Origin of the sequence: Roseateles amylovorans, assembly GCF_025398155.2 — a bacterium.
GTDB classification, from domain to species: domain Bacteria; phylum Pseudomonadota; class Gammaproteobacteria; order Burkholderiales; family Burkholderiaceae_C; genus Roseateles; species Roseateles amylovorans.
On record NZ_CP104562.2, the window covers coordinates 5,968,925 to 5,990,893 of the forward strand.

Genomic DNA, 21,969 nt, shown 5'->3' on the forward strand with positions numbered 1-21,969 from the left:
CCGCCATTCCAGCACGGCTCGACGTGATCGGCAAGACAGTGATATTCACCCCCAAACCTTGCTTTTGTTGGCTTGTGTTCGGTGCCGAACGCGCGCAGACTGGATTTGTCCAGGCCCAGTCCGCATCGGTTTCGGATCCGCAGACGTCCCGGAGATCCTCGTCGCCATCGCTGTTGTGGCCGGCGCCGAGGGCCACCCGGCACCGATGGCGCCCGCACCGGTTCCCGTCACGGTGAGGCGATGCGGCTGGCACGACAAAGGTCAACATCCGGTGCAAGGCCGACCCGGCCGAGCCAGGATCAGGTTCAAGCGACGTGCAGACTGAAGTACAAGATGACGAGCAATCTGAAGTACGCCCTGAAGCCCAGCGCCCCGTCCACGGTGCGATCCGTGTCGAGCGCCGTTGCTGCCTCCCCTGATCGAGCCCATCCCTTCCCCCGCATCCCGCCTCCGGCAGCGATGCGGCCGTGTCCGAACTCAACGATCCGCTACATCGCATCCCCGCTCTGACGGCACCGTCATTTCCAGTTCCCCACTCACCGGCCTCAACGGCCCGCATCCTTCCGACACCACACATCCATCCCTCCCCCTCGTACCTCGAAGTCCCCAGCAGCGCCTTGCGCGCCAGCTGTTTTCCGATCAAGCCCTTGTGAAAGGAGGCTTTATGAACCTGACCATCAGCGGCCACCATCTCGAAGTGACTCAAGCATTGCGTGAGTACGTGCTGAACAAGCTCAGCCGGGTGATCCGACACTTTGACCAGGTCGTGGACGTCAACGTCCTGCTCACGGTGGAAAAGCAAAAGGAGAAGGATCGACGCCAACGGGCCGAAGTGACCTTGCATGTGAAGGGACGGGAGATCTTTGTCGAACATTCGCACGGAGACCTCTACGCCGCCATCGACGAGTTGATGGACAAGCTGGATCGGCAGGTCTGCCGCCACAAGGATCGTGTGCAGAACCACCATCACACGTCGGCGAAGCGGCTGGACATCAGTCCTTGATCGCACCCACGGCGCGCACCCCATGACTCGCAACGCCCGCCACACCGTCACCAGCGCCTGCCGGCGTTGACGATGTGTCGTCCGAGTCAGGTCGAAACGACCTGATGTGAGCTCAAGGGGGCGCCGGTTCGGAGCCCGCCCTGCCTGCGCCTCTGCGGACGGCCAGATCCCAGGGTTAACCCCGAACAACCCCACACCCAGCGGCCCTTGCGGCCGCTTTTGCTTGGGATTACCCCGACCTGATGTTGCGATGCAGCACCAATGCCGAGGTTTTCACGAGGGTCGTCGCCGACGGCCTATCGCCGATGGCGACGGGCTTCCTATAATCCTTGCCTTCACCATGGACCTGCGCGCCTTTCGGCCGGCAGGCAGCTTTTCCCAAGCCCTGCCAACCGCTCGATTGGCGCATTGCCCGATGAACCGTCTCGCCGCCATCCTTCCTGCCAGCAACGTGCTGGTCGATGTGGACGCATCCAGCAAGAAGCGCGTGTTCGAGCAGGCGGGCTTGCTGTTCGAGAACAACCACTCGATTTCGCGCGCATCGGTCACCGACAACCTGTTCGCCCGCGAACGCCTCGGCTCCACCGGCCTGGGTCACGGCGTGGCCATTCCGCATGGCCGCATCAAGGGCCTGAAGAATCCGCTGGCCGCCGTGCTGCGCGTGCAGCAGCCGATCGGCTTCGACGCCCCCGATGACGAGCCCGTCACCCTGCTCATCTTCTTGCTGGTGCCCGAGGCTGCCACCCAGCGCCACCTCGAAATCCTCTCTGAGATCGCCGAAATGCTGTCGGACCGCGAATTGCGCGAACGTCTGAAGACCGAGCCCGAAGCCAGCGTCGTCCACCGGCTGATCGCCGACTGGGAGCCGCTCAAGTCGGTCGCCTGACCGCTCGAGCCCCCGACCGCCGCCCGCCTCTCCACCCCACCGCGCGCCGCCCCCACTTCGTGAAACCGACCTCCATCAGTGCCGACCGGCTGTTTGAAGAGCACCGGGAAGCCCTGCATTGGGAGTGGATCGCCGGCCACGCCCATCCCGAGCGCCGCTTCGACGAAGCCGCGCTGCGCGATGCACAGTCCGCCGCCGACCTCGTCGGTTATCTGAATTACATCCATCCCTACCGGGTGCAGATCGTGGGACGGCGCGAAGTCGGCTATCTCAGCCAGGCCTCCGGTGATGTGCTGGATCGACGGATCGCCCGCATCGTCACCCTGGAGCCGCCGGTCATCATCGTGGCGGACGACCAGCCCGCGCCCGACCGCCTGGTCGCGATGTGCGACCGCGCCGAGATCCCGCTGTTCACCACGGCCGAATCCGCCGGCCATGTGATCGACCTGGTGCGTGCCTATCTGGCGCATGTCTGCGCCAACCGCACCACCCGCCACGGCGTGTTCATGGACATCCTGGGCCTGGGCGTGCTGCTGACCGGTGAGTCCGGCCTGGGCAAGAGCGAACTCGGATTGGAGCTGATCTCACGCGGACACGGCCTGGTGGCCGATGACGCGGTGGATTTCTACCGCATCGCCCAGACCGCGATCGAGGGCCGCTGCCCGGATCTGCTGATGAACCTGCTGGAAGTCCGCGGCATCGGCCTGCTGGACATCAAGGCCATCTTCGGCGAGACGGCGGTGCGTCGGAAGATGCGCCTCAAGCTGATCGTGCATCTGGTCCGCAAGGAAACCATGGAGCGCGACTTCGAACGGCTGCCCTACGAGCCGCTGTATGAAGACGTGCTGGGCATGCCGGTGCGCAAGGTGGTGATTGCCGTGGATGCCGGCCGCAACTTGGCGGTGCTGGTGGAGGCCGCGGTGCGCAACACGATTCTCCAGTTGCGGGGCATCGACACCTATCGCGAGTTCGTGGAACGCCACCAGCGCGCGATTGAACAAGGCTTGAACGACGACGCCAGCTGACGGCGACGTCAACGAACGGCGCACGTCGCCACTCCGTCAGCTGTCCGAGCCGCGCCATCCGAGCCGCTGCACTTGCCGCCACGGTGGCAACCACAGCTGCCGTCAACATGGACGTGTGCGCCGCCTCGGTCCGCCGGAGCGCCCAGCAGAGGACAACCGGCCAAACAGACAGCGGGACAGCGAGACAGCAGGACAGCGCGCCTCAGCGCTCCATCTTGTGCGGGCAGTCCTTCTTCATGCAGTTCGCATACAGCGCGAGCGAATGCTCCTGCAGCGCAAAGCCGCGATCGGCGGCGATGGCATGCTGGCGCTCCTCGATCTGGGGATCGTAGAACTCTTCCACGCGGCCGCAGTTCAGGCAGACCAGATGGTCATGGTGATGACCTTCATTGAGTTCAAAGACCGCCTTGCCTGACTCGAAATGATTGCGAGACAGCAGCCCCGCCTGCTCGAACTGGGTGAGCACGCGATAGACCGTGGCCAGACCAATGTCCGCCCGCTCATCGAGCAAAGCTTTGTAAACATCTTCCGCCGTCATGTGGCGGCGCTGAGCCGTCTGGAAGATCTCCAGGATCTTGATCCGGGGCAGCGTGGCCTTGAGGCCGCTGTTCTTGATTTCGTCGGAGCGATTCATGGGGTTTGCGACCGCGAGAGTGCGGGAGCCTCCCGCTAGAATTCCGCTCATCATAGCCCTTGACCCCTTGCGAAGCCCCGCCATGTCATTGAAATCCCAAATCGCCCTGATTGCGCGACTCGGCGTCGCCATCGGCGGCCTGGCGTCGCTGGGCGCGTGCTCGCAGATGCCCACCTTCGACGCCTTCTCCGTCAGCGGCGACAAGGTGCTCGGCCTGGTTCGACCCTACCGCGTCGAGATCGTGCAAGGCAACGTGGTCACCAAGGAACAGATCGAGCGCATCAAGCCCGGCATGACCCGGGCCCAGGTGCGCGACCAACTCGGCTCGCCGCTGCTGACCGATGTCTTCCACGAGACCCGCTGGGACTACATCTTCACCATCCGGCGCCAAGGCGCAGCGCCGCAGAATCGCCACATCCAGCTGACCTTCGACGGCGACCAGCTCGCCAAGATCGACGCCCCGGGCGACCTCCCGACCGAAAACGAATTCATCGCCGCGATCAACACCGCCAAGGTGTCCGGCAAGGCGCCGAAGCTGGAAATGACCGAGGAAGAGCGCAAGGCGCTGCCCCCGCCGGTCAAGCAGGCCTCCGCCACCCCGGAGCCGGTCGGCCCGGTGCGCGACTATCCGCCGCTGGAGGCGCGTCGATGAGCGCAGGCGCCGTGCGCATCGCCATCACCGGGGCCTCCGGCCGCATGGGCCGCATGCTGATCGAAGCGGTGCTGAATGCACCCGACCTGCGCCTGACCGCCGCACTGGACCGCGAGGGCAGTCCCACCCTCGGCCAGGATGCGGGCGCCTTCCTGGGCCAGCACACCGGCGTGGCGATCACGACCGATGTCCGCGCGGGCCTGAGCCAGGCGGATGTGCTGATCGATTTCACCCGTCCCGAAGGCACGCTGGCCCATCTGGCCTTGTGTGCCGAGCTGGGCGTGCGCACCGTCATCGGCACCACCGGCTTCAGCGACGCCCAGAAGGCGGAGATCCAGGCCCTCTCGCAGCGGGCCGCCGTCATGATGGCGCCCAACATGAGCGTGGGCGTGAACGTGGTGCTGAAGCTGCTGGAAAATGCCGCCAAGGCGCTGGCCCAGGGCTATGACATCGAGATCATCGAAGCCCATCACCGCCACAAGGTGGATGCGCCCAGCGGCACCGCACTCAAGATGGGTGAAGTGGTGGCAGACGCCATCGGCCGCGACCTCAAGACCTGCGCGGTCTACGGCCGTGAAGGCGTGACCGGTGAACGCGACCCGTCGACCATCGGCTTCGCCACGGTGCGGGGCGGCGACATCATCGGCGACCACACCGTGCTGTTTGCCGGCATCGGCGAGCGCATCGAGATCAGCCACAAGGCGTCCAGCCGGGCGACCTTTGCGCAAGGCAGCCTGCGCGCCGCACGCTTCCTCGCCACGCGGGCGACCGGTCTGTTCGACATGAACGACGTGCTCGGCTTGGCCTGAGCCCCAGGGGCCTGCTGACGATGCGTGAGCTGTTCGATCTTTGGCATGCCGGCGACAGCGTCGGCCGCCTGGTGGCCCTGGTGCTGCTGGTGATGTCCGTCAGCAGCTGGGTGCTGATCCTGTGGCGCGGCTGGACCCTGGTCCGCGCCCGCCGCGACCTGCAACGCGGGCTGCCCATCTTCTGGGCCGCGGGAGAACTCCCCACCGGCCGCGAGCAGCTTCAGGCCCTGGACCGGGAAGCCCTGATGCTGCCGCTGGTCGATGCCGCCTTGCTGGACAGCCCGGTCGGCACGCTCGCGGCCTCCGGCCGTCCCCACGCCCAATTGACCCGCCGCCTGCGCGATGCCCTGCATCAGGTGCTGGGCGGCCTCAACCGGGGCCAGGTGGTGCTGGCCACCGTCGGCAGCACGGCGCCGTTTGTGGGCCTGTTCGGCACGGTCTGGGGCATCTACCACGCCCTGCTCAGCATCTCGTCGACCGGCAACTTCAGCCTGGACAAGGTGGCCGGCCCGGTGGGTGAGGCCCTGATCATGACCGCGGCCGGTCTGGCCGTGGCGATTCCGGCGGTGCTGGCCTACAACCTGTTCGGCAAATGGGTGGGCGCCTGCGAAGCCGAGCTGGAAGGCTTCGCCCACGACCTGCGCGAACTGCTCGTCACCCCATGAGCTTCGGCCGGCTCGAGCGCCGCGACACGCCCAAGCCGATGGGCGACATCAACATGACGCCGCTGATCGACGTCATGCTGGTGCTGCTGGTGATCTTCATCATCGCCGCCCCCCTGATGGGCAGCGCGCTCAAACTGGAACTCCCCAAGAGCGACGCCGCAGCCCCCGGGCCCGCCGCGCGCTTCGTGGCCATCGCCATCACGCCGGACGGCCGCTATTTTCTGGGCGAGGACGTGCTGGAGGCGGCCGCGCTACGCGCTCGCCTGGTGGCATTGGCCGTGCGTCAGCCCGACACCGAACTGCGCATGACGGCCGACCGCAACGTGCCGTACGGACAGGTGGCGCAATTGATCGGATGGGCCCAGGCGGCGGGGCTGAATCGCATCGCCTTTGTCGCTGAAAACGGCGAGGGCGGCGAAGGCGGCAAGGGCGACGACGCCCGTGGCGGGGACGCCGGCGGCAACCGCCGCGCAGGCCCGCCGACGCCCCCCGGCGCTGCCGCCGCACCACCCCGTCCCCAGACGGCGCCGCGCACAGGCGCGACGCCGGACCCCGCGCCTCGCTGAGCAGCGGCCTGCCCGCGCGCTGGCCTGCGGCAGGTCTCCTTCAGTTGCACGACGGCCGCATCCATCGCCGCATCGATCGCTGCATCCATGGCCCCACCATCGCCATACGACCGCCGCCTTCCAGCGGCACAGCATCCGCATGCCATCGGCATTCGGGCCGCGTTTCGACCTTCGCCAGACGCGCACGGCGGCACCGGGGCCAAACCGCGCCCAGCCGCACGCGCTGGGCTCCTACAATCGCCCGATCCGTCCCCCGAGCCAACATGAACGAGAAATACGCCCCCTCCGAGGTCGAACAGGCCGCCCGCGACCATTGGAACGCCCGCGACGCCTATCGCGTCGTCGAGGACGCCAGCAAGCCCAAGTTCTATGCGTGCTCCATGCTGCCCTACCCCAGCGGCAAGCTGCACATGGGCCATGTCCGCAACTACACGATCAACGACATGTTGACCCGGCAGCTGCGCATGAAGGGCTACAACGTGCTGATGCCGATGGGCTGGGACGCCTTCGGCCTGCCCGCGGAAAACGCGGCGATGAAGAACAAGGTGCCGCCCGCCGCGTGGACCTACGACAACATCGCCTACATGAAAAGCCAGATGCAGGCGATGGGCCTGGCGATCGACTGGTCGCGCGAGATCGCCACCTGCAAGCCGGACTACTACCGCTGGAACCAGTGGCTGTTCCTGAAGATGCTGGAGGCCGGCATCGCCGAGCGCCGCACCCAGGTGGTGAACTGGGACCCGATCGACCAGACCGTGCTGGCCAATGAGCAGGTGATCGACGGCAAGGGCTGGCGTTCCGGCGCGGTGGTCGAGAAGCGCGAGATCCCCGGCTACTACCTGAAGATCACCGACTACGCCGAAGAGCTGCTGGCGGCCGTCGCCGATCCCTCGGACAAGAACTTCCTCGCCGGCTGGCCCGAGCGGGTGCGCCTGATGCAGGAGAACTGGATCGGCAAGAGCGAAGGCGTGCGCTTCGCCTTCCCGCACCAGATCCAGGATGCCGGGGGGCAACTGATCCAGGGCGGACGTCTGTACGTCTTCACCACCCGGTCCGACACCATCATGGGCGTGACCTTCTGCGCCGTGGCGCCGGAGCATCCGCTGGCCGCGCATGCGGCGGCGTCCAATCCCGCTCTCCACGCCTTCATCGAGGAATGCAAGCAGGGCGGCACCACCGAGGCCGAGCTCGCGACGCAGGACAAGAAGGGCATGCCCACCGGGCTGTTCGTCACCCACCCGCTGACCGACGCGCAGGTCGAGGTCTGGGTCGGCAACTATGTGCTGATGAGCTATGGCGACGGCGCCGTGATGGGCGTTCCCGCTCATGACGAGCGCGACTTCGCCTTCGCGAAGAAGTACGGCCTGCCGATCAAGCAGGTGGTGGCGGTCGAGGGCGAGACCTTCTCGCTGGACGGCTGGGCCGAGTGGTACGGCGACAAGCACAAGGGCGTGTGCACGGCCTCCGGCGTGCTGGACGGGCTGACCCACAAGCAGGCGGTCGACAAGGTCGCCGAGCTGCTCGGCGCGCAGGGCCTGGGCGAGAAGAAAACCACCTGGCGCCTGCGCGACTGGGGCGTCAGCCGCCAGCGCTACTGGGGCACGCCGATCCCGATCATCCATTGCGAGACCTGCGGCGCCGTGCCGGTGCCGGAGAAGGATCTGCCGGTGGTCCTGCCGGAAGACTGCATTCCCGACGGCAGCGGCAACCCGCTGAACAAGCGCGCCGACTTCCTGAACTGCAGCTGCCCCAAGTGCGGCGCCGCCGCCAAGCGCGAGACCGACACGATGGACACCTTCGTGGACAGCTCGTGGTATTTCATGCGCTATTGCGACGCGTCCAACCAGGGCGCGATGGTCGGCGCCGGCAGCGACTACTGGATGCCGATGGACCAGTACATCGGCGGCATCGAGCATGCCATCCTGCACCTGCTGTATGCGCGCTTCTGGACCAAGGTGATGCGCGACCTCAAGCTCATCAAGTTCGACGAGCCGTTCAAGAACCTGCTCACCCAGGGCATGGTGCTCAAGGGCGCCTTCTTCCGCAAGCCGGAAGACGCCGGCAAGAACTATTACTGGGAGCATGAGGTCGACGTGGTCCGCAACGAGCACGGCCAGCCGCTGGGCGGCACGCTCAAGGCCGACGGCCTGCCGCTCGAGTACGAGATGACGACGATGTCGAAGTCGAAGAACAACGGCGTCGACCCCCAGGCCCTGATCGACGAGTACGGCGCCGACACCGCGCGCCTGTTCGTGATGTTCGCCTCCCCGCCGGAACAGACGCTGGAATGGAACGACGCCGGCGTCGAGGGCGCGCACCGCTTCCTCAAGCGTGTCTGGGGCTTCGGCACCCGGCATGCCGACGCGATCAAGGCCGCGGGCGCGGACTTCGCCGCGCTGAGCGATGACGGCAAGGCGCTGCGTCGCGAAGTGCACCTGGTGCTCAAGCAGGTCAGCTACGACTACGAGCGCATGCAGTACAACACCGTCGTCTCCGGCGCGATGAAGCTGCTGAATGCGCTGGAGGGCTTCAAGGCCGCCGAAGCGGGTCAGGACGCGGCCGCCCTGCGCGAAGGCTTCTCGGTGCTGCTGCGGGTGATCTACCCCGCCTGCCCGCACATCGCGCATGCGCTGTGGACCGAGCTCGGCTTCGCCGCCGAACTGGGCGAGCTGCTGGATGCGGCCTGGCCCACGGTCGACGACGCCGCCCTGGTGCAAGACCAGATCGAACTGATGCTGCAGGTCAACGGCAAGCTGCGCGGCTCGATCAAGGTGGCCGCCTCGGCGGACAAGGCCGCGATCGAGGCCATCGCCCTGGCCAGCCCCGACTTCGAGAAGTTTGCCGAAGGCAAAACCCCGAAGAAGGTGGTGATCGTGCCGGGCCGTCTCGTCAACCTGGTGGTCTGACGCCATGCAACGCCGTGATCTGCTGTCGCTGGGTGCCGTGGCCCTGTTGTCGGGCTGTGGTTTCGAACTCCGGCGCGAGCCGGACTACCACTTCAAGACCCTGGCCCTGACCGGCTTCGTCCCGCACTCGCCGCTGGCGCAGGAACTGCGCCGGCAGGTGCTGCGCAGCCCGCTCAAGCTGGTGGAGGACCCCAACCGTGCCGACGTCATCATCGACGTCGAGCGCGAGATCCGCGACAAGACCTCGGTGGCCACCACCACCGCCGGGCAGATCACCGAATGGCAACTGCGGCTGCAACTGGACTATTCGCTGCGATCGGCCGGCGGCGACATCCTGCTGCCCCGCACCGAACTGCGGCTGACCCGGGACATGAACTACAGCGAAAGCGCGGCCCTGGCCAAGGAGCAGGAAGAGGCGTCGCTGCAGAAGGCCATGCAGGTCGAGGCGGTGGGCCTGCTGCTGCGCCGGCTCGCGGCCGTGCGGCTGTCCGCCTGATCCGCCCGGCACCCGGTCATGCAGATCAAGGGCGACGCGCTGGCGGGCCACCTGTCCAAGGGGCTCAAGCCGGTCTACACGGTTCACGGCGATGAGCCGCTGCTGGCGCAGGAAGCCGCCGACCTGCTGCGCGCCGAAGCGCGCCGGCAGGGCTTCGGCGAGCGGCAGGTGTTCACCGTCTCGGGGGCCTACTTCGACTGGGCGCCGGTGCTGGCCGCTGCGCAGGCGATGAGCCTGTTCGCCGACCGCCAACTGATCGAAATCCGCATTCCCAGCGGCAAGCCCGGCAAAGACGGCTCGGACGCGCTGCAGCGCTATTGCGAGGGGGTGCAGTCTGATGTGCTGACCATCGTCACCCTGCCGCGGCTGGACAAGACCCAGCTCTCCAGCGCCTGGTTCACCGCGCTGGACAGCGTGGGCGTGACGGTGAAGGTCGACCCGGTTGAACGGCGCGAGCTGCCGGCCTGGATCGCCCGCCGGCTGCAACAGCAGGGGCAGCAGGTGGCCGCCGGACCGGAAGGCCAGCAAGCGCTGGAATTCTTCGCTGACCGGGTCGAGGGCAACCTGCTCGCGGCCCATCAGGAGCTTCAGAAACTGGCGCTGCTGCATCCGCCGGGGGAACTGGGCCTGCAGCAGATCGAAGCTGCGGTGCTGGACGTCGCCCGCTTCGATGTGTTCAAGCTCAGCGAAGCCCTGCTCAGCGGCCGGGTGGCCCGGGTGCTGCGGATGCTCGAGGGCCTGAAGGCCGAAGGCGAAGCCGCCGTGCTGGTGCACTGGACCATGGCCGAGGACATCCGCGCCCTCAAGCGGGTGCATGACGCGGTCGCAGCGGGCAAGCCGTTGCCGATGGCGCTGCGCGAGGCGCGCGTCTGGGGCCCGAAGGAGCGTCTGTTCGAACGCATCGTGCCTCAACTGGGCGGCGCCGCGCTGTCCCGGCTGCTGGTCGCGGCCCAGGTTTGCGACGGTATCGTCAAGGGCCTGCGGCATCCGGAATGGCCGGCCGATCCGTGGGAGGCACTGGCCCGTCTGGCGCTCATGCTGGAGCAAGCCCTGCGTCCGCCGACACCCAAAACCCGCTATGGTTGATGTCTGGTCATTCACCTGACATCCGCCATGCCCCCCCGCCCGACCTCTGCGCCCTTCACCGTGCGCCTGCCGTCCCTGATGGCTCTGATGGCCCTGACGCCCCTGACGGCCCTCTTGTCGGGGCTGGCGGGAGCCGCCCTGGTCACTCCTGCGCAGGCGGCGCCCTGGACCCTGCAGGTCCGCGACGGCAGCGGCCAGCCACTGCCTGACACCGTGGTGGCGGTCGAGGTCAAGGGCCAGCCCAGCCGCGCGGCGGCCGGCACGGCCGCTCAGATGTCCCAGCGCGACCGGCAGTTCCAACCCCAGTTGCTGGTGGTCCAGACCGGGACGGCGGTGAGCTTTCCCAATTTCGACACGGTCCGCCACCATGTGTATTCGTTCTCGCCAATCAAGCGCTTCGAACTGAAGCTCTATGCCGGCACGCCGGCAGAGCCGGTAGTGTTCGACCAACCCGGCGTGGCACAACTGGGCTGCAACATCCATGACCGGATGACTGCCCGGATCATCGTGGTCGACACCCCGCTGTTCGCGACCACCGATGCGCAAGGCCAGGTGAAGCTGGATCTGCCCGCCGGTGAACACCGGGTGCGGCTGTGGCGTGCCGCGATGGGCAATGCGGCGCCGGTGGCGCAGCCGCTGCAGATTGGCGCCGGGGCCTCCGGCAACTTGAAACTGGAATTACGCGACTGATGCGCTGGCCCGACTTCCTCAACCTGCGACGCCTGGAAGGGCGCATCGTGGCGTTGTTCCTGGCGCTGCTGCTGGTGGTGCAGCTGATGAGCCTGGCCTTGCTGAACCAGGGCATCGTCCGCAATGCCCGCGGCTCGGTGGACGAGGAACTGGAAGCGGGCGAACGCATCTTCACCCAGTTGCTCTCGCAGGATGCGGAACAGCGCGGCCTGGTGGCGGACCTGCTGCAGTCCGACTACGGTCTGCGCCAGTTGGTGGCCGCCGGCATCCAGGGCGATGAGCTGCGCACGATGATGGAGGATGTCTTCACCAACCTCAGCGAGCGGGGAGACGCCAGCTTCATCGGTTACGCCAACGACGGCTTCCAGCTCATGGCAGCCACCAACCCGTTGGCCACCCAGGTCGCTCCGCTGCTGCGCGGCGTCACTCGCCAGCAGCAGAGCCGGACGCAAAGCCAACTGGTGCTGGTCGGGGGCAAGGCCTATCAGGTGGTGGTGGCCAAGATGCGAGCGGCCGGACTGGGCGGCTGGGTCTTCATGGGCTTCGAGCTGCGGCAAGAACAGCTCACCGAGCTGAACCGCATCGTCCACATCGAGGGCGTGCTGCTGAGCCGGCCGCCGCAATCGGGATGGCAGGTGCTGTCGAGCGTGCTGGACGAAAAGGCCAACGCCGAACTGCTGGCCAGCATGCCGGACGTCGTTCGGCCCTTGCCCACCGAGCCCTTGTCCTTCGCCATGACCTTGAACGGCGAGCAGTTCCAGGCGCGCCTGCAGCCGCTGGCCCACGGCGGCGGCGACGGCGACCATGCGATGGCGGTGCTGCTGCTTCGTTCGGTCGATGAGGCCCTCGCGCCCTACCGGCAACTGCAGTACACGCTGCTGGCGCTGAGCCTGGGCGGCGTGGCGGTGTTTGCGCTCGGTGCGGTGGTGACGGCGCGCCGCATCACCGAACCGGTGAAGGCGCTGGCCGGCGTGGCCCGGCGTCTGGGCGGGGGCGACTATGCCAGCCCGGTGCCCCGCACCTCGCGCGACGAGGTCGGTGATCTGGCCGAAGCCTTCGAGGCCATGCGCCAGAGCATTCGGCAGCGCGAGGAGCTGGTGAACCGGCTGGCGTTCTGGGATCCGTTGACCGACCTGCCCAACCGCGAGCAGTTCAGCCAGACGGTCACCCGCCGCATCGCCGACAGCTCGGTGCGGTTCGCCGTGCTGATGCTCAACCTGGACCGCTTCAAGCATGTCAACGATGTGCTGGGCCGACCGTTCGGCGACCGCCTGCTGCGCACCGTGGCCGACCGCCTGCAGCAGCTGTTGAAGGATGACGTCCGCCTGATCGCCCGGCTGAGCGGGGACGAATTCGTGATGCTGGTCGAGGGTGCGGGGGCGACCCGTGCCGAGGCGGTGTGCCAACGCATCCAGCGCAACTTCGAACGCGCACTGACCATCGACGACCAGACGGTGGATCTCTCCGCTGGCATGGGCATTGCGCTGTATCCGCATCACGGACGGGATGTGACCATCCTGCTGGGCCGCGCTGAACTGGCCATGCATGCCGCCAAGCGCAGCCAGACCGGTTGCCAGGTCTATGCCCCGAGCATGGACGCCGCCAGCCAGGAATCACTGTCGCTGCTGAGCGAACTGCGCCAGGCCATCGATGCGGGCGAGCTGAGGCTGTACCTGCAGCCCAAGGTGGATCTGCACAGCCAGCGGATTGCCGGCGCCGAAGCGCTGGTGCGCTGGCAGCATCCGCAGCGCGGGCTGGTCCCGCCGATGGAATTCATCCCCTTCGCCGAGCAGACCGGCTTCATCCGCCAGTTGACGGCATGGATGCTGCACGCGGCGGCGCAGACCTGGATCGATCTCAAGCGGCAGGGACTGGCCTTGCCAATCAGCGTGAACCTGTCGACCCGGGACCTGATGGATCAGGACCTGCCGATCAAGATCGCCGATCTGGCCGCCGGCGTGCCGCCCCAGGCCCTGTGCCTGGAGATCACCGAAAGCGCCATCATGGACGATCCCCAACGGGCGCTGCTGACGCTGGAGCAGTTGCATGCGCTGGGATTCAAGCTGTCCATCGACGACTTCGGGACGGGGTATTCGTCCCTGGCCTATCTGAAGCAGCTGTCGGTGGATGAGCTCAAGATCGACCGCAGCTTCGTGATGGGCATGGAGCGCGATCTGGACGATGCCAAGATCGTGCGCTCGACCATCGAGCTGGCGCACAACCTGGGCCTGAGCGTCGTGGCCGAAGGGCTGGAAACGCCCAAGGCCTGGACGCTGCTGCAGACCCTGGGCTGCGACCAGGGCCAGGGCTATCTGCTGGCCCGGCCGATGCCCGGCGAACAGTTCGCCGACTGGCTTCGCAGTTGGCAGCCGCCGGACCTCGGCGACGCGCGCGCCAACACGGTCTTGGCGGGGTTGTAGGGTCCCCCCCCTACCGGCTGACGCCGGCCCCCCCAGGGGGGCGAGCGGGAGCCAGGCAAAGCCCGATCTCCACGCTCCGCTTGATTTTTCGGTCGCCCTGCGGGGACCTCACGGAGGCTCGCGGCACGACCGTCCTTCTGGCCGGCGGCGGTCTGGCGGAGCCCGATCTCCACGCTCCGCTTGATTTCTCGGTCGCCCTGCGGGGACCTCAATTTGACTTGCCGCGCGACTGTCCTACTGGTCAGCGGCGGTCTGGCAAAGCCCGATCTCCACGCTCCGCTTGATCTTTCGGTCGCCCTGCGGGGACCTCACGGAGGCTCGCGGCGGCGCACGAGGGCGGCTTTGCGTTCGCGGTTGCGCTCACGTCAACGCCATCAACACCTCGCGCAGCCGCTGGGCGTCGATGGGCTTGGTCAGAAACTCATTCATGCCCGCAGCCAGTGCCTCGTCACGCTCCTGGACCAGGGCCGCCGCCGTGAGCGCAATGATCGGAAGCTGTTGGGCGTCGTAACGCCGACGCAGTTCGCGGGTCGCCTCGTGGCCGCTCATGATCGGCATCTGGACATCCATGAGCACCGCATCGAAGGCCTTGCCCATGCTCGCCGCCGCATGCACCGCTTCGACCGCCTGGCGACCGTCGCTGGCCTGGGACACCTCTGCACCCCACTGCTCCAGCATCGCCACCGCAATCATCATGTTGACCGGGTTGTCCTCCACCATGAGGATGCGCCGCCCCTGCAGTTCCTGCGCCACCGCCGCCGCGCTGTCCGCCATGCGTCGCTGCGGACTCGCCGGCGCCGACGCCGCCGGCAACGGCAGCTCCGCCCAGAAGGTGGCCCCCTCGCCCGGTTGGCTCTCCACGCCCACGTCGCCCCCCATCAAGGTGGCCAACTCCCGGCAGATCGACAAGCCCAGCCCCGTACCACCGTACCGACGCGTGGTCGATTCATCCGCCTGGGTGAACGGCTGGAACAGCCGCTCCTGCATCGCCCGCTCAATGCCCGGCCCGGTGTCGCTGACCTCGATGCGGATGCGTCGATCGTCCAGGCTGCGCACCCGCACGCTGACCGCGCCCCGCTCGGTGAACTTCAAGGCATTGTTCAGATAGTTGCTGAGGATCTGGCGCGTGCGCACCGGGTCGCCCACCACCCACGCCGGCACCGCATCATCCACCGCAATGCCGAAGGACAGGCCGCGCGCCTGCGCCAGGGTGAGGTAGCCCATGCGCATGGTGGCCAGCATGTCCCGCAGCGCAAAGGTCGCCGTGTCCAGCGTGAGCCGACCGGCTTCGATCTTGGACAGGTCCAGGATGTCCGACATCAACCCCGACAGGCTTTCGGCACTGTCCAGCATCTGGTCCAGGTAATGGCTGCGCGTGTCCGACGCCAGGTCCGATTGCTGCAGCAGCCGCGCCAGACCCACCAGACCATTGAGCGGGGTGCGGATCTCATGGCTGATGTTGGCCAGGAACGCACTCTTGGCACGGCTGGCCGCCTGGGCCTCGTCCTTGGCCTGCGCCAGCGCCGCCTCCACCCGCCGACGCTCGGTGACATCTTCCAGGATCCAGATGGTGCCGCCGCGGCTCGGATGGGTCGGATCCACGGCTCGCGCCAGGATCCGGCACAGGAAGCGGCTGCCGTCGCGTCGACGCATCCGCCGCTCCACCTCCACCTGCTCACCCGCCGCCAGACGCGGCCCCAGCTCCAGGCCGATCGCCTCGTAATCCTGCGGCGTCGGCCAGACGACCTCGCCCGGCTGGCCGATGAGCGCGCCCGGGGGCCAGCCGAACATTTCCTCCACCAACCGGTTGGCCTGGACGAAGCGTTGCTCACGCGTCAGCGCAATGCCGATGGAGGCGTTCTCCAGGATGGCGGCATGGACCAACCGGGTGCGCTCGGTGTCGGTGACGTCCCGCGAATTCACGACCAGATAGGACATGCCGTCCATCACGAAGGGCGCCGCCGAGATCAGCATCGGCACCACCTGACCGTCACGGGTGATGAACGAGGTCGGCAGGTCGCTGACCCGGCCATGCTGCGCGATGCCCTCGATCAACCGGTCGCGGTCGCCCAGGTTCTTCCAGATGCCCAGTTCCTCGGTGGTGCGTCCCAGCACCTCGTCGCTGCTGTAGCCGGTCAGCAGTTCGAAGGTGCGGTTGACCATCACATAGCGGCCGGTCGCGGTTTCGGTGAGCGTGACCGAATCCGGGCTGGTGGCAAACAGGTGCGACAGCAAGGCCTCGGACCGTCGCAGCGCCTCCTGAGCGCGGGAGGCCTCGGTTTGGTCGATGAAGAAGGACAGCGTGGCCGGCCCGCTGGCTGCATCCACCCGCACACTGGTGGCCTGCACCAGCCGGCGTCGACGCGACAAGGTGCGCAGCTTGAATTCGGTCATCGGCAGCATGGCGCCGACAGGCATGTCCTCGATCTTCGCGGCCCGCTGCCGGCCGCGCTCCTCGTCGCCGCCCTCGTAATGCGCAAACAAGTCCTGGCCGACCATCGATGAGCGCTGGGTATAGCCGAACATCGCCATCGCGGCGGGATTCGCATCCATCACCCGGCCCCATCGATGCAACACCAGCGGCGACGGCGAACGCCGGAACAGTTCGCGGTAGCGGGTCTCGGTGGCGAGCATCGCCTGCTCGGTCTGGACTTCGTCGGTGACGTCGCGCCCCACGCCCCAGTAACCGCGGAAGTTGCCCTTGGCATCGAAGCGCGGCTCCCCGCTGATCGACACATACCGCAGCGTGCCGTCCGCCTCGTCATGGCGGCGCATGACCAGCCCGCGGAAGGGACGGTGCGATTCGAGGTCGGCGCGGTGCGCATCCATCTCCTCGTCGGACAGGCCCAGGTTCTCCACCTCCCAGGGCGTGCGCCCCAGTCGGGATTCATGCGACAGGCCCGAACTGCCCGGGTGATGTTCCGCCAGATGGGTGAAGCGGAACTGCCGGTCCATCTCCCAATACCAGTCCGCGGCCATGTGCAGCAGGTGGCGGAAGCGGGTGTGGCGATCGCCGACCTCCTGCAAGGTGCGGCGAATCAGCTTGGAAGTGCCCACACCCACCACCAGGCCGGCCACCAGCAGCATGAGTTGAGTCACCCACCGCGCGGCGACGCTGTCCGACGGCGGCGCCGCCAGCGGCCAGCCGTTGAGTTCCGCGAAGGCCAGGCCGCTGAGCATGCTCAGCGCGAGACCAAACACCGACAGCCCGGCCCTCAGGCTGACCAGCGCGGTGGCCATGGCCACCATCAACCCCATGATGCCCAGGCTGGTCGCACCCAGGCCCTCATGACGCGACACCGCAACCGACAGCGACATCAGCAGCGCCAGGCTGAGCATGGCCAGCACCGCGCCCGGCCCACGCCGCGACGGCAACCGCCACAGCAACGCCACGCCGGTCACCGCGGTCAGCAGCGCCATCAGCGGCGGCAGCAGGCCCGCCAGGGGCTCTCCCGGCTGGGTGCTGAAGGCCAGCAAGACACCGGCCACAGCGGCCAGCATCACGCAAGCGGCGATGAACAGCCGCGCCGCGCGCCATTGCAGGCCGGGCGGTAGCCGATCGTTGTGCGTCAGCTCCTGCCCAACCAGGCTGCTGAGGTCATCCTGGGAATCCGTGCTCACTCTGTCGTGCCCAACTTGTTGTTATCGGACTCTTGTGAGGTCCGGTAACGAAGTCTCGGCGAGAGGACAGCGAAGTGAAGAGCGGCCTTACCCCCAAATCGGGGCCCAAATGCGCGTGCTCGCGGTTTGTGCCAATTAATTGGCGGGGACTCGCCACCCCGCTGCAGGCATCGGTGCGGTCACATCGAGGACTTGCAGCGATCGGCGGCGCGCAGCGGCACGCGCGCGGCACCGAGGCTGAATGGCTGCGGGCATTGCTTGCGGCGACCGGGGCACGGCCGGGACGTGGCCGGGCGCAGCCGTCGGGGCAGCCGTCGGGGCGGCCTCAGGGACGGCGTCTCGTGAGGCCGCCATCCGGCATCAGTTGCGGAGGCGGGGGCGAAGCGCGTCCCGAGTCTCTTGAGCCACCCGACGGGCGGCGGCGGCGAAGTCTTCGCCCGAGGACGCATACAGCACCGCGCGAGAGGAATTCACGATGACCGTGCCGCCGCCCTTGGCCACCCGCCAGCCGGCCGCCACCGTGGCCTGCGCATCGCCGCCTTGGGCGCCCACGCCCGGAATCAGCAGCGGCAGATCCGGGGCCAGGGTGCGCACCCGCTCGATCTCCTTCGGATAGGTGGCGCCCACCACCAGGCCGAGCTGACCGTTCAGATTCCAGTCTCGACCGGCGAGCGCGGCCAGGTGTTCGAACAGGCGGGGTTGGCCGGGGACGTCGGCCAGCCGTTGCATCTGCCAGTCGTCACCGCCGGGGTTGGAGGTGCGGCACAGCAGGAAGGCGCCCTTGTCGGGATAACGCAGGTAGGGCTCGATGCTGTCGCGGCCCATGAAGGGCGAAAGCGTGACCGCATCCGCCTGGTAGCGTTCGAAGGCCTCGCGCGCATATTGCTCGGCGGTGGCGCCGATGTCGCCGCGCTTGGCATCGAGGATCACCGGCACCTGCGGCGCAGTGCGTTTGATGTGGGCCATCAGCTGTTCGAGCTGATCCTCGGCGCGATGGGCCGCGAAGTAGGCGATCTGCGGCTTGAAGGCGCTGACGAGGTCCTTGGTCGCATCGACGATGGCGGCGCAGAAGTCGTAGATCCGGCTGGCATCGCCCTTCCAGTGCGTGGGGAACTTCGCCGGATCGGGATCCAGGCCGACGCACAGCAGGGAGTCGTTCAGCCGCTCGGCGGCCTGCAGTTGCTGCATGAATTTCATAGGTGGTGCGGGCGTTCGTGTGGGGATCGGGCGGGACCCGTGGCGATCGAGGATCGATCCGGCGGGCCGCCGGGGTGCGGTATTGTCCCGCTTTTGCCTGCGGGCGCGGTGGCGCGCGCGGGAGAGCTCACACCGCTGGAGACCTGGATGGACGTGTTGAGGACGGCGCGCCTGCGCCTGCGCTGGTTCAACGAGGCGGATGCGCCCTTCGTTCGGGAACTGCTCAATGAGCCGGCCTGGATCCAGCACATCTACGATGCGGAGGTGCGCACCGACGCGCAGGCCGCCCAGTGGATCCGCGAACGATTGGTGATGCGCTACTGGCTGCTGGGCTTCGGTTTCTGGGCGGTGGAGCGGCTGTCCGATGGCGAACTGCTGGGCCTGTGCGGCGTGATCAAGCGCGACGGGCTGGACCATCCGGACATCGGCTATGGCTTCCCTGCCCGATGCTGGGGCCATGGCTATGCGCGCGAAGCCGCTGCCGGGACCTTCGATTACTGTCGTCAGGTGCTGGGCCTGCGCGAGGTGATGGGCACCACCGGCCCCGAGAACCACGCGTCCGGCCGGGTGCTGTTGGCCATCGGCCTGGAGGATGAAGGCGTGCAGCAGACGGCTGCTCATGAAGGCCTGTCACGGGTCTACCGCTGGCGCGATACGCAGCCCGCCGATGACGACGCCCAGATCGCCGCGCTGCGCTGGCGCTGGCAGGCCGCCCTGCAGGGCCCGGCACGGGCAGCGCTGACCGCCTGCGTGGCGCCCTCCACGCTGGAAGCGGTGATGAACGGCCGCGCCGATCTGTCTCCGCCCGCCTATGACGACCTCGCGCGCCGATGGGCACCGCTGGCCGAGGACGTCTCGATCCCGGCGATCCGGACGCCGGCGGGCTGGCGGCTGCAGGTGCCCGCGCCCTGACAGGTTCGGCCCGCGGCGCCGGGGCCACGTCTTGCAACCTGGACGATGCCCCTCGCACAAGCCCCGGCGCAGGCGAATGACGGGGCACTCGCCTATGCTTGCATCCCATGAACGTCCCGGACATTCCCCGCATCCTGCTGATCGAAGACGACGAACGCCTGGCCCAGTTGGTGGCCGATGCGTTGCGCAAGTCGCACTACCACGTGACCCTGTGCGCGGACGGGCTCAGCGGCGAGGCGTTGATGAAGCAGGAGAGCTTCGACCTGGTGCTGCTGGACGGCCATCTGCCGGGCAAGGACGGCTTCGACGTGCTGCGCGACACGCGGCGCGATTTCACCGGCCGCATCGTGATGCTGACCGCGCGGGATGACGACATCGACCAGGTGCTCGGACTGGAAGGCGGCGCGGACGACTACATCACCAAGCCGGTCGCCCCGCGGGTGCTGATGGCCCGGATCAAGGCGCTGCTGCGGCGCGATGCGCTGCCGGTGACCCATCCGATCGGCGAAGCGATGCAGTTCGGTCACCTCACCTTGCTGCCGCAATCCCGCGAGCTGCGGGTCAACGGCGAGCCGGTGCCCCTGACCACGGCCGAATATGAGCTGCTGAAGTTCCTGGCCCAGCGTGCCGGCGAGGTGGTCAGCCGCGACGACATCATGCAGGGCCTGCGCGGACTGGAGTTCGACGGCCTGGACCGCGCCATCGATGCCCGCATCTCCCGACTGCGCAAGAAGATCGGCGACGACGCGCAATCGCCGACGCGGATCAAGACGGTGCGCGGCCAGGGCTATCTCTTCGCGGTGGACTGATGCGGGCCCTGTCGCTGCGCGCCTCCCTGCTGCGGATGGCGTTGGGCCTGGGGCTGGCCGTGCTGGCGCTGGCCCTGCTGGTGGAGGCGCTGGTGCTGATCGGCGCTTCCGAAGTCACCGACGACTATGTGCGCAACTTCATGCGCGGCACCGTCGACCTGCTGGTGCGTGATCTGGCCCCGCTGGATCCGTCCGCCCGGCGGGAACGGCTGCGGGAGCTGGACGCGCAGTTCGACTATCCGGTGCGGCTCATCCCGGCCGCCCGGGAGCGGCTCACACCGGCGCAGCGGGATCGGCTCGCACGCGGCGAGGTGATCGTGACCGGCTTCAATCGCCGCATCTATGCCGCGCTGCCGGGCGAGCCCGACCAGTTGCTGCTGCTCGGTCCGCTGGACTCCAAACGCGCCGGCGAGCTGCCCAAGGAGCTGGCCTCGCAGCTGGTGGTGGCGATGGTGCTGGCGCTGGCCGTGGCGATCCTGGCGTGGTGGCAGTTGCGGCCGCTGTGGCGCGACCTTCGCGGCTTGCAGCGTGCGGCGGAACGGCTCAGTGCGGGGCGGTTCGACACCGAGATGCCGGCCCTGCAGAGCCGGCTGTTTGCGCCGGTGGTGGTGGCCAGCCGCGCCATGCTGGAGCGTCTCGCCAACGCCCTGGCCACGCAGCGCGAAATGACCGGCGCCATCTCCCACGAACTGCGCACGCCGCTGGCACGGCTGCGGTTCGCGGTGGACGCGCTGGTCGAGGAGGACGACCGTGAGGCCCGCGAACGCGCGGTGCAGGCCTGCGAGCGCGACATCGACGAACTGGATGCCCTGATCGACGCCAGCCTGACGCTGACGCGGCTGGACATGGGGGCGATGCAGCCGGAGCTTGCACGCGGCGATCTGGCGGCACTGCTCACGGCAGAAGCCCGCTCGCTGGAGCCGCTGCTGGACGGCAAGGCCCTGGAGACCGATCTGCGCCTGCCGCCGGCCTTGCCCTTCGACGAGCGGCTGGTGCCCTATGCGCTGCGCAACGGGCTGCGCAACGCGGCGCGCTATGCGCGTTCGCGCATCCTGCTGTCGGCTTGGGTGGAGGCCGGTCAGCTGTGGCTGGCCATCGACGATGACGGCGACGGCGTGCCGCCCGCGCAACGCGAGGCGGCCTTCGTTCCGTTCAAACGGCTGGAACGCAAGGGCCGGTCGGCCACCCACGGCTTCGGCCTGGGGCTGGCCATCGTGCGGCATGTCGCCCAGGCCCACGGCGGGCAGGCCCGGCTCGGCGAGGCCCCACGCCTGGGCGGGGCGCGACTGTTGCTGCACTGGCCGGTGACATGAAGGCAGCCGCGGTCGGAAGCGGCATTTCCGGCGGCATCGGCATCGGCATCGGCATCGGCATCGACGCCAGCGCTCGCCACTGCAACTGCAACTGCAACTGCAACTGCGCAGACATCTGCGGCGACATCATCCCCGCCGTCCACTGCGGCGACAGCGACGCTTGAACGCACAAAGGTAAAGCGCGCGTCAAGCGCACGGCGGTCGGCTGTCATCAACCGTCACACAAGCGCCCAACTCGGTCCACAGACGCGGAGGACCGGGATTCCCACAATGCATCCA

At 67.8% G+C, this 21,969-nt stretch carries 19 protein-coding genes; 16 read left to right on the forward strand and 3 right to left on the reverse strand.

The features are described 5' to 3' along the window. Positions 1-664: 664 nt before the first annotated feature. The 3 genes from hpf (at position 665) to hprK (ending at position 2,914) form a co-directional block, all read left to right on the forward strand. The gene (gene hpf / locus N4261_RS24690; protein ID WP_261757890.1) at positions 665-1,003 is read left to right on the forward strand and encodes a ribosome hibernation-promoting factor, HPF/YfiA family; all 339 of its coding nucleotides are present in this window, start codon (positions 665-667) and stop codon (positions 1,001-1,003) included. Between the two features lie 415 nt (positions 1,004-1,418). After that, positions 1,419-1,889, forward strand: a complete 471-nt coding sequence (gene ptsN, locus N4261_RS24695) for a PTS IIA-like nitrogen regulatory protein PtsN (RefSeq protein ID WP_261757891.1) — start codon at positions 1,419-1,421, stop codon at positions 1,887-1,889. 59 nt (positions 1,890-1,948) lie between these two features. Beyond that, positions 1,949-2,914, forward strand: coding sequence for an HPr(Ser) kinase/phosphatase (gene hprK / locus N4261_RS24700; protein WP_261757892.1), 966 nt, complete (start codon positions 1,949-1,951; stop codon positions 2,912-2,914). A 202-nt stretch (positions 2,915-3,116) separates the two neighbouring features. On the opposite strand, the gene fur is transcribed toward hprK, so the two are convergent. Next, positions 3,117-3,548, reverse strand: a complete 432-nt coding sequence (gene fur / locus N4261_RS24705) for a ferric iron uptake transcriptional regulator (protein ID WP_261757893.1) — start codon at positions 3,546-3,548, stop codon at positions 3,117-3,119. Between the two features lie 82 nt (positions 3,549-3,630). Between fur and N4261_RS24710 the strand changes: the two genes are divergently transcribed. The 9 genes from N4261_RS24710 to N4261_RS24750 all read left to right on the forward strand — a co-directional run bounded on the left by N4261_RS24710 (position 3,631) and on the right by N4261_RS24750 (position 13,838). After that, positions 3,631-4,200 (forward strand): outer membrane protein assembly factor BamE, encoded by a 570-nt coding sequence (locus tag N4261_RS24710; protein WP_261757894.1) that lies wholly within the window; start codon positions 3,631-3,633, stop codon positions 4,198-4,200. Next, a complete protein-coding gene (gene dapB, locus N4261_RS24715; protein ID WP_261757895.1) occupies positions 4,197-5,009 on the forward strand; it encodes a 4-hydroxy-tetrahydrodipicolinate reductase in 813 nt (270 codons plus the stop codon). Before N4261_RS24710 ends, dapB begins: the two co-directional genes overlap by 4 nt. A gap of 20 nt (positions 5,010-5,029) precedes the next feature. Further along, entirely contained in the window at positions 5,030-5,674 is a 645-nt protein-coding gene (locus N4261_RS24720; protein WP_261757896.1) for a MotA/TolQ/ExbB proton channel family protein, read from the forward strand. Continuing rightward, entirely contained in the window at positions 5,671-6,240 is a 570-nt protein-coding gene (locus tag N4261_RS24725; protein WP_354005387.1) for an ExbD/TolR family protein, read from the forward strand. The genes N4261_RS24720 and N4261_RS24725 overlap by 4 nt, the downstream gene beginning before the upstream one ends. 263 nt (positions 6,241-6,503) lie before the next feature. Then, entirely contained in the window at positions 6,504-9,146 is a 2,643-nt protein-coding gene (leuS, locus tag N4261_RS24730; protein ID WP_261757897.1) for a leucine--tRNA ligase, read from the forward strand. Between the two features lie 4 nt (positions 9,147-9,150). Next, positions 9,151-9,642 carry an LPS-assembly lipoprotein LptE gene (locus N4261_RS24735; RefSeq protein ID WP_261757898.1) on the forward strand — a complete coding sequence of 164 codons (492 nt, stop codon included), beginning with the start codon at positions 9,151-9,153 and terminating at the stop codon, positions 9,640-9,642. An 18-nt stretch (positions 9,643-9,660) separates the two neighbouring features. Next, positions 9,661-10,728, forward strand: a complete 1,068-nt coding sequence (holA, locus tag N4261_RS24740) for a DNA polymerase III subunit delta (RefSeq protein WP_261757899.1) — start codon at positions 9,661-9,663, stop codon at positions 10,726-10,728. Between the two features lie 27 nt (positions 10,729-10,755). Beyond that, positions 10,756-11,418: a methylamine utilization protein gene (locus N4261_RS24745; RefSeq protein ID WP_261757900.1), complete on the forward strand. Its 663-nt coding sequence runs from the start codon at positions 10,756-10,758 to the stop codon at positions 11,416-11,418. After that, on the forward strand, positions 11,418-13,838 hold the full coding sequence (locus N4261_RS24750) for a putative bifunctional diguanylate cyclase/phosphodiesterase (protein ID WP_261757901.1): 2,421 nt from the start codon (positions 11,418-11,420) through the stop codon (positions 13,836-13,838). The genes N4261_RS24745 and N4261_RS24750 overlap by 1 nt, the downstream gene beginning before the upstream one ends. Positions 13,839-14,198: 360 nt before the next feature. Here N4261_RS24750 and N4261_RS24755 read toward each other — a convergent pair whose 3' ends face one another. Continuing rightward, positions 14,199-17,459, reverse strand: a complete 3,261-nt coding sequence (locus N4261_RS24755; protein ID WP_261757902.1) for a PAS domain-containing hybrid sensor histidine kinase/response regulator — start codon at positions 17,457-17,459, stop codon at positions 14,199-14,201. 360 nt (positions 17,460-17,819) lie between these two features. Further along, positions 17,820-18,656: an orotidine-5'-phosphate decarboxylase gene (gene pyrF, locus N4261_RS24760; protein WP_261757903.1), complete on the reverse strand. Its 837-nt coding sequence runs from the start codon at positions 18,654-18,656 to the stop codon at positions 17,820-17,822. A gap of 147 nt (positions 18,657-18,803) precedes the next feature. Here pyrF and N4261_RS24765 point away from each other — a divergent pair, with 147 nt between their 5' ends. From N4261_RS24765 to N4261_RS24780, 4 genes are all read left to right on the forward strand, one after another. After that, on the forward strand, positions 18,804-19,568 hold the full coding sequence (locus tag N4261_RS24765) for a GNAT family N-acetyltransferase (RefSeq protein WP_261757904.1): 765 nt from the start codon (positions 18,804-18,806) through the stop codon (positions 19,566-19,568). Positions 19,569-19,675: 107 nt separating this feature from the next. Next, positions 19,676-20,377 carry a winged helix-turn-helix domain-containing protein gene (locus N4261_RS24770; RefSeq protein WP_261757905.1) on the forward strand — a complete coding sequence of 234 codons (702 nt, stop codon included), beginning with the start codon at positions 19,676-19,678 and terminating at the stop codon, positions 20,375-20,377. Continuing rightward, positions 20,377-21,690: an ATP-binding protein gene (locus N4261_RS24775; protein ID WP_261757906.1), complete on the forward strand. Its 1,314-nt coding sequence runs from the start codon at positions 20,377-20,379 to the stop codon at positions 21,688-21,690. Before N4261_RS24770 ends, N4261_RS24775 begins: the two co-directional genes overlap by 1 nt. After that, on the forward strand, positions 21,687-21,854 hold the full coding sequence (locus N4261_RS24780; protein WP_261757907.1) for a hypothetical protein: 168 nt from the start codon (positions 21,687-21,689) through the stop codon (positions 21,852-21,854). The genes N4261_RS24775 and N4261_RS24780 overlap by 4 nt, the downstream gene beginning before the upstream one ends. The last annotated feature ends 115 nt before the right edge of the window (positions 21,855-21,969 follow it).

Excerpts from the sequence above, each read along its gene's own strand:
- hpf (WP_261757890.1), top strand. The coding sequence starts at position 665 with ATGAACCTGACCATCAGCGGCCACCATCTCGAAGTGACTCAAGCATTG.
- ptsN (WP_261757891.1), top strand. The coding sequence starts at position 1,419 with ATGAACCGTCTCGCCGCCATCCTTCCTGCCAGCAACGTGCTGGTCGAT.
- fur (WP_261757893.1), bottom strand. The coding sequence starts at position 3,548 with ATGAATCGCTCCGACGAAATCAAGAACAGCGGCCTCAAGGCCACGCTG.
- N4261_RS24710 (WP_261757894.1), top strand. The coding sequence starts at position 3,631 with ATGTCATTGAAATCCCAAATCGCCCTGATTGCGCGACTCGGCGTCGCC.
- dapB (WP_261757895.1), top strand. The coding sequence starts at position 4,197 with ATGAGCGCAGGCGCCGTGCGCATCGCCATCACCGGGGCCTCCGGCCGC.
- N4261_RS24720 (WP_261757896.1), top strand. The coding sequence starts at position 5,030 with ATGCGTGAGCTGTTCGATCTTTGGCATGCCGGCGACAGCGTCGGCCGC.
- N4261_RS24725 (WP_354005387.1), top strand. The coding sequence starts at position 5,671 with ATGAGCTTCGGCCGGCTCGAGCGCCGCGACACGCCCAAGCCGATGGGC.
- leuS (WP_261757897.1), top strand. The coding sequence starts at position 6,504 with ATGAACGAGAAATACGCCCCCTCCGAGGTCGAACAGGCCGCCCGCGAC.
- N4261_RS24735 (WP_261757898.1), top strand. The coding sequence starts at position 9,151 with ATGCAACGCCGTGATCTGCTGTCGCTGGGTGCCGTGGCCCTGTTGTCG.
- holA (WP_261757899.1), top strand. The coding sequence starts at position 9,661 with ATGCAGATCAAGGGCGACGCGCTGGCGGGCCACCTGTCCAAGGGGCTC.
- N4261_RS24745 (WP_261757900.1), top strand. The coding sequence starts at position 10,756 with ATGCCCCCCCGCCCGACCTCTGCGCCCTTCACCGTGCGCCTGCCGTCC.
- N4261_RS24750 (WP_261757901.1), top strand. The coding sequence starts at position 11,418 with ATGCGCTGGCCCGACTTCCTCAACCTGCGACGCCTGGAAGGGCGCATC.
- pyrF (WP_261757903.1), bottom strand. The coding sequence starts at position 18,656 with ATGAAATTCATGCAGCAACTGCAGGCCGCCGAGCGGCTGAACGACTCC.
- N4261_RS24765 (WP_261757904.1), top strand. The coding sequence starts at position 18,804 with ATGGACGTGTTGAGGACGGCGCGCCTGCGCCTGCGCTGGTTCAACGAG.
- N4261_RS24770 (WP_261757905.1), top strand. The coding sequence starts at position 19,676 with ATGAACGTCCCGGACATTCCCCGCATCCTGCTGATCGAAGACGACGAA.
- N4261_RS24775 (WP_261757906.1), top strand. The coding sequence starts at position 20,377 with ATGCGGGCCCTGTCGCTGCGCGCCTCCCTGCTGCGGATGGCGTTGGGC.
- N4261_RS24780 (WP_261757907.1), top strand. The coding sequence starts at position 21,687 with ATGAAGGCAGCCGCGGTCGGAAGCGGCATTTCCGGCGGCATCGGCATC.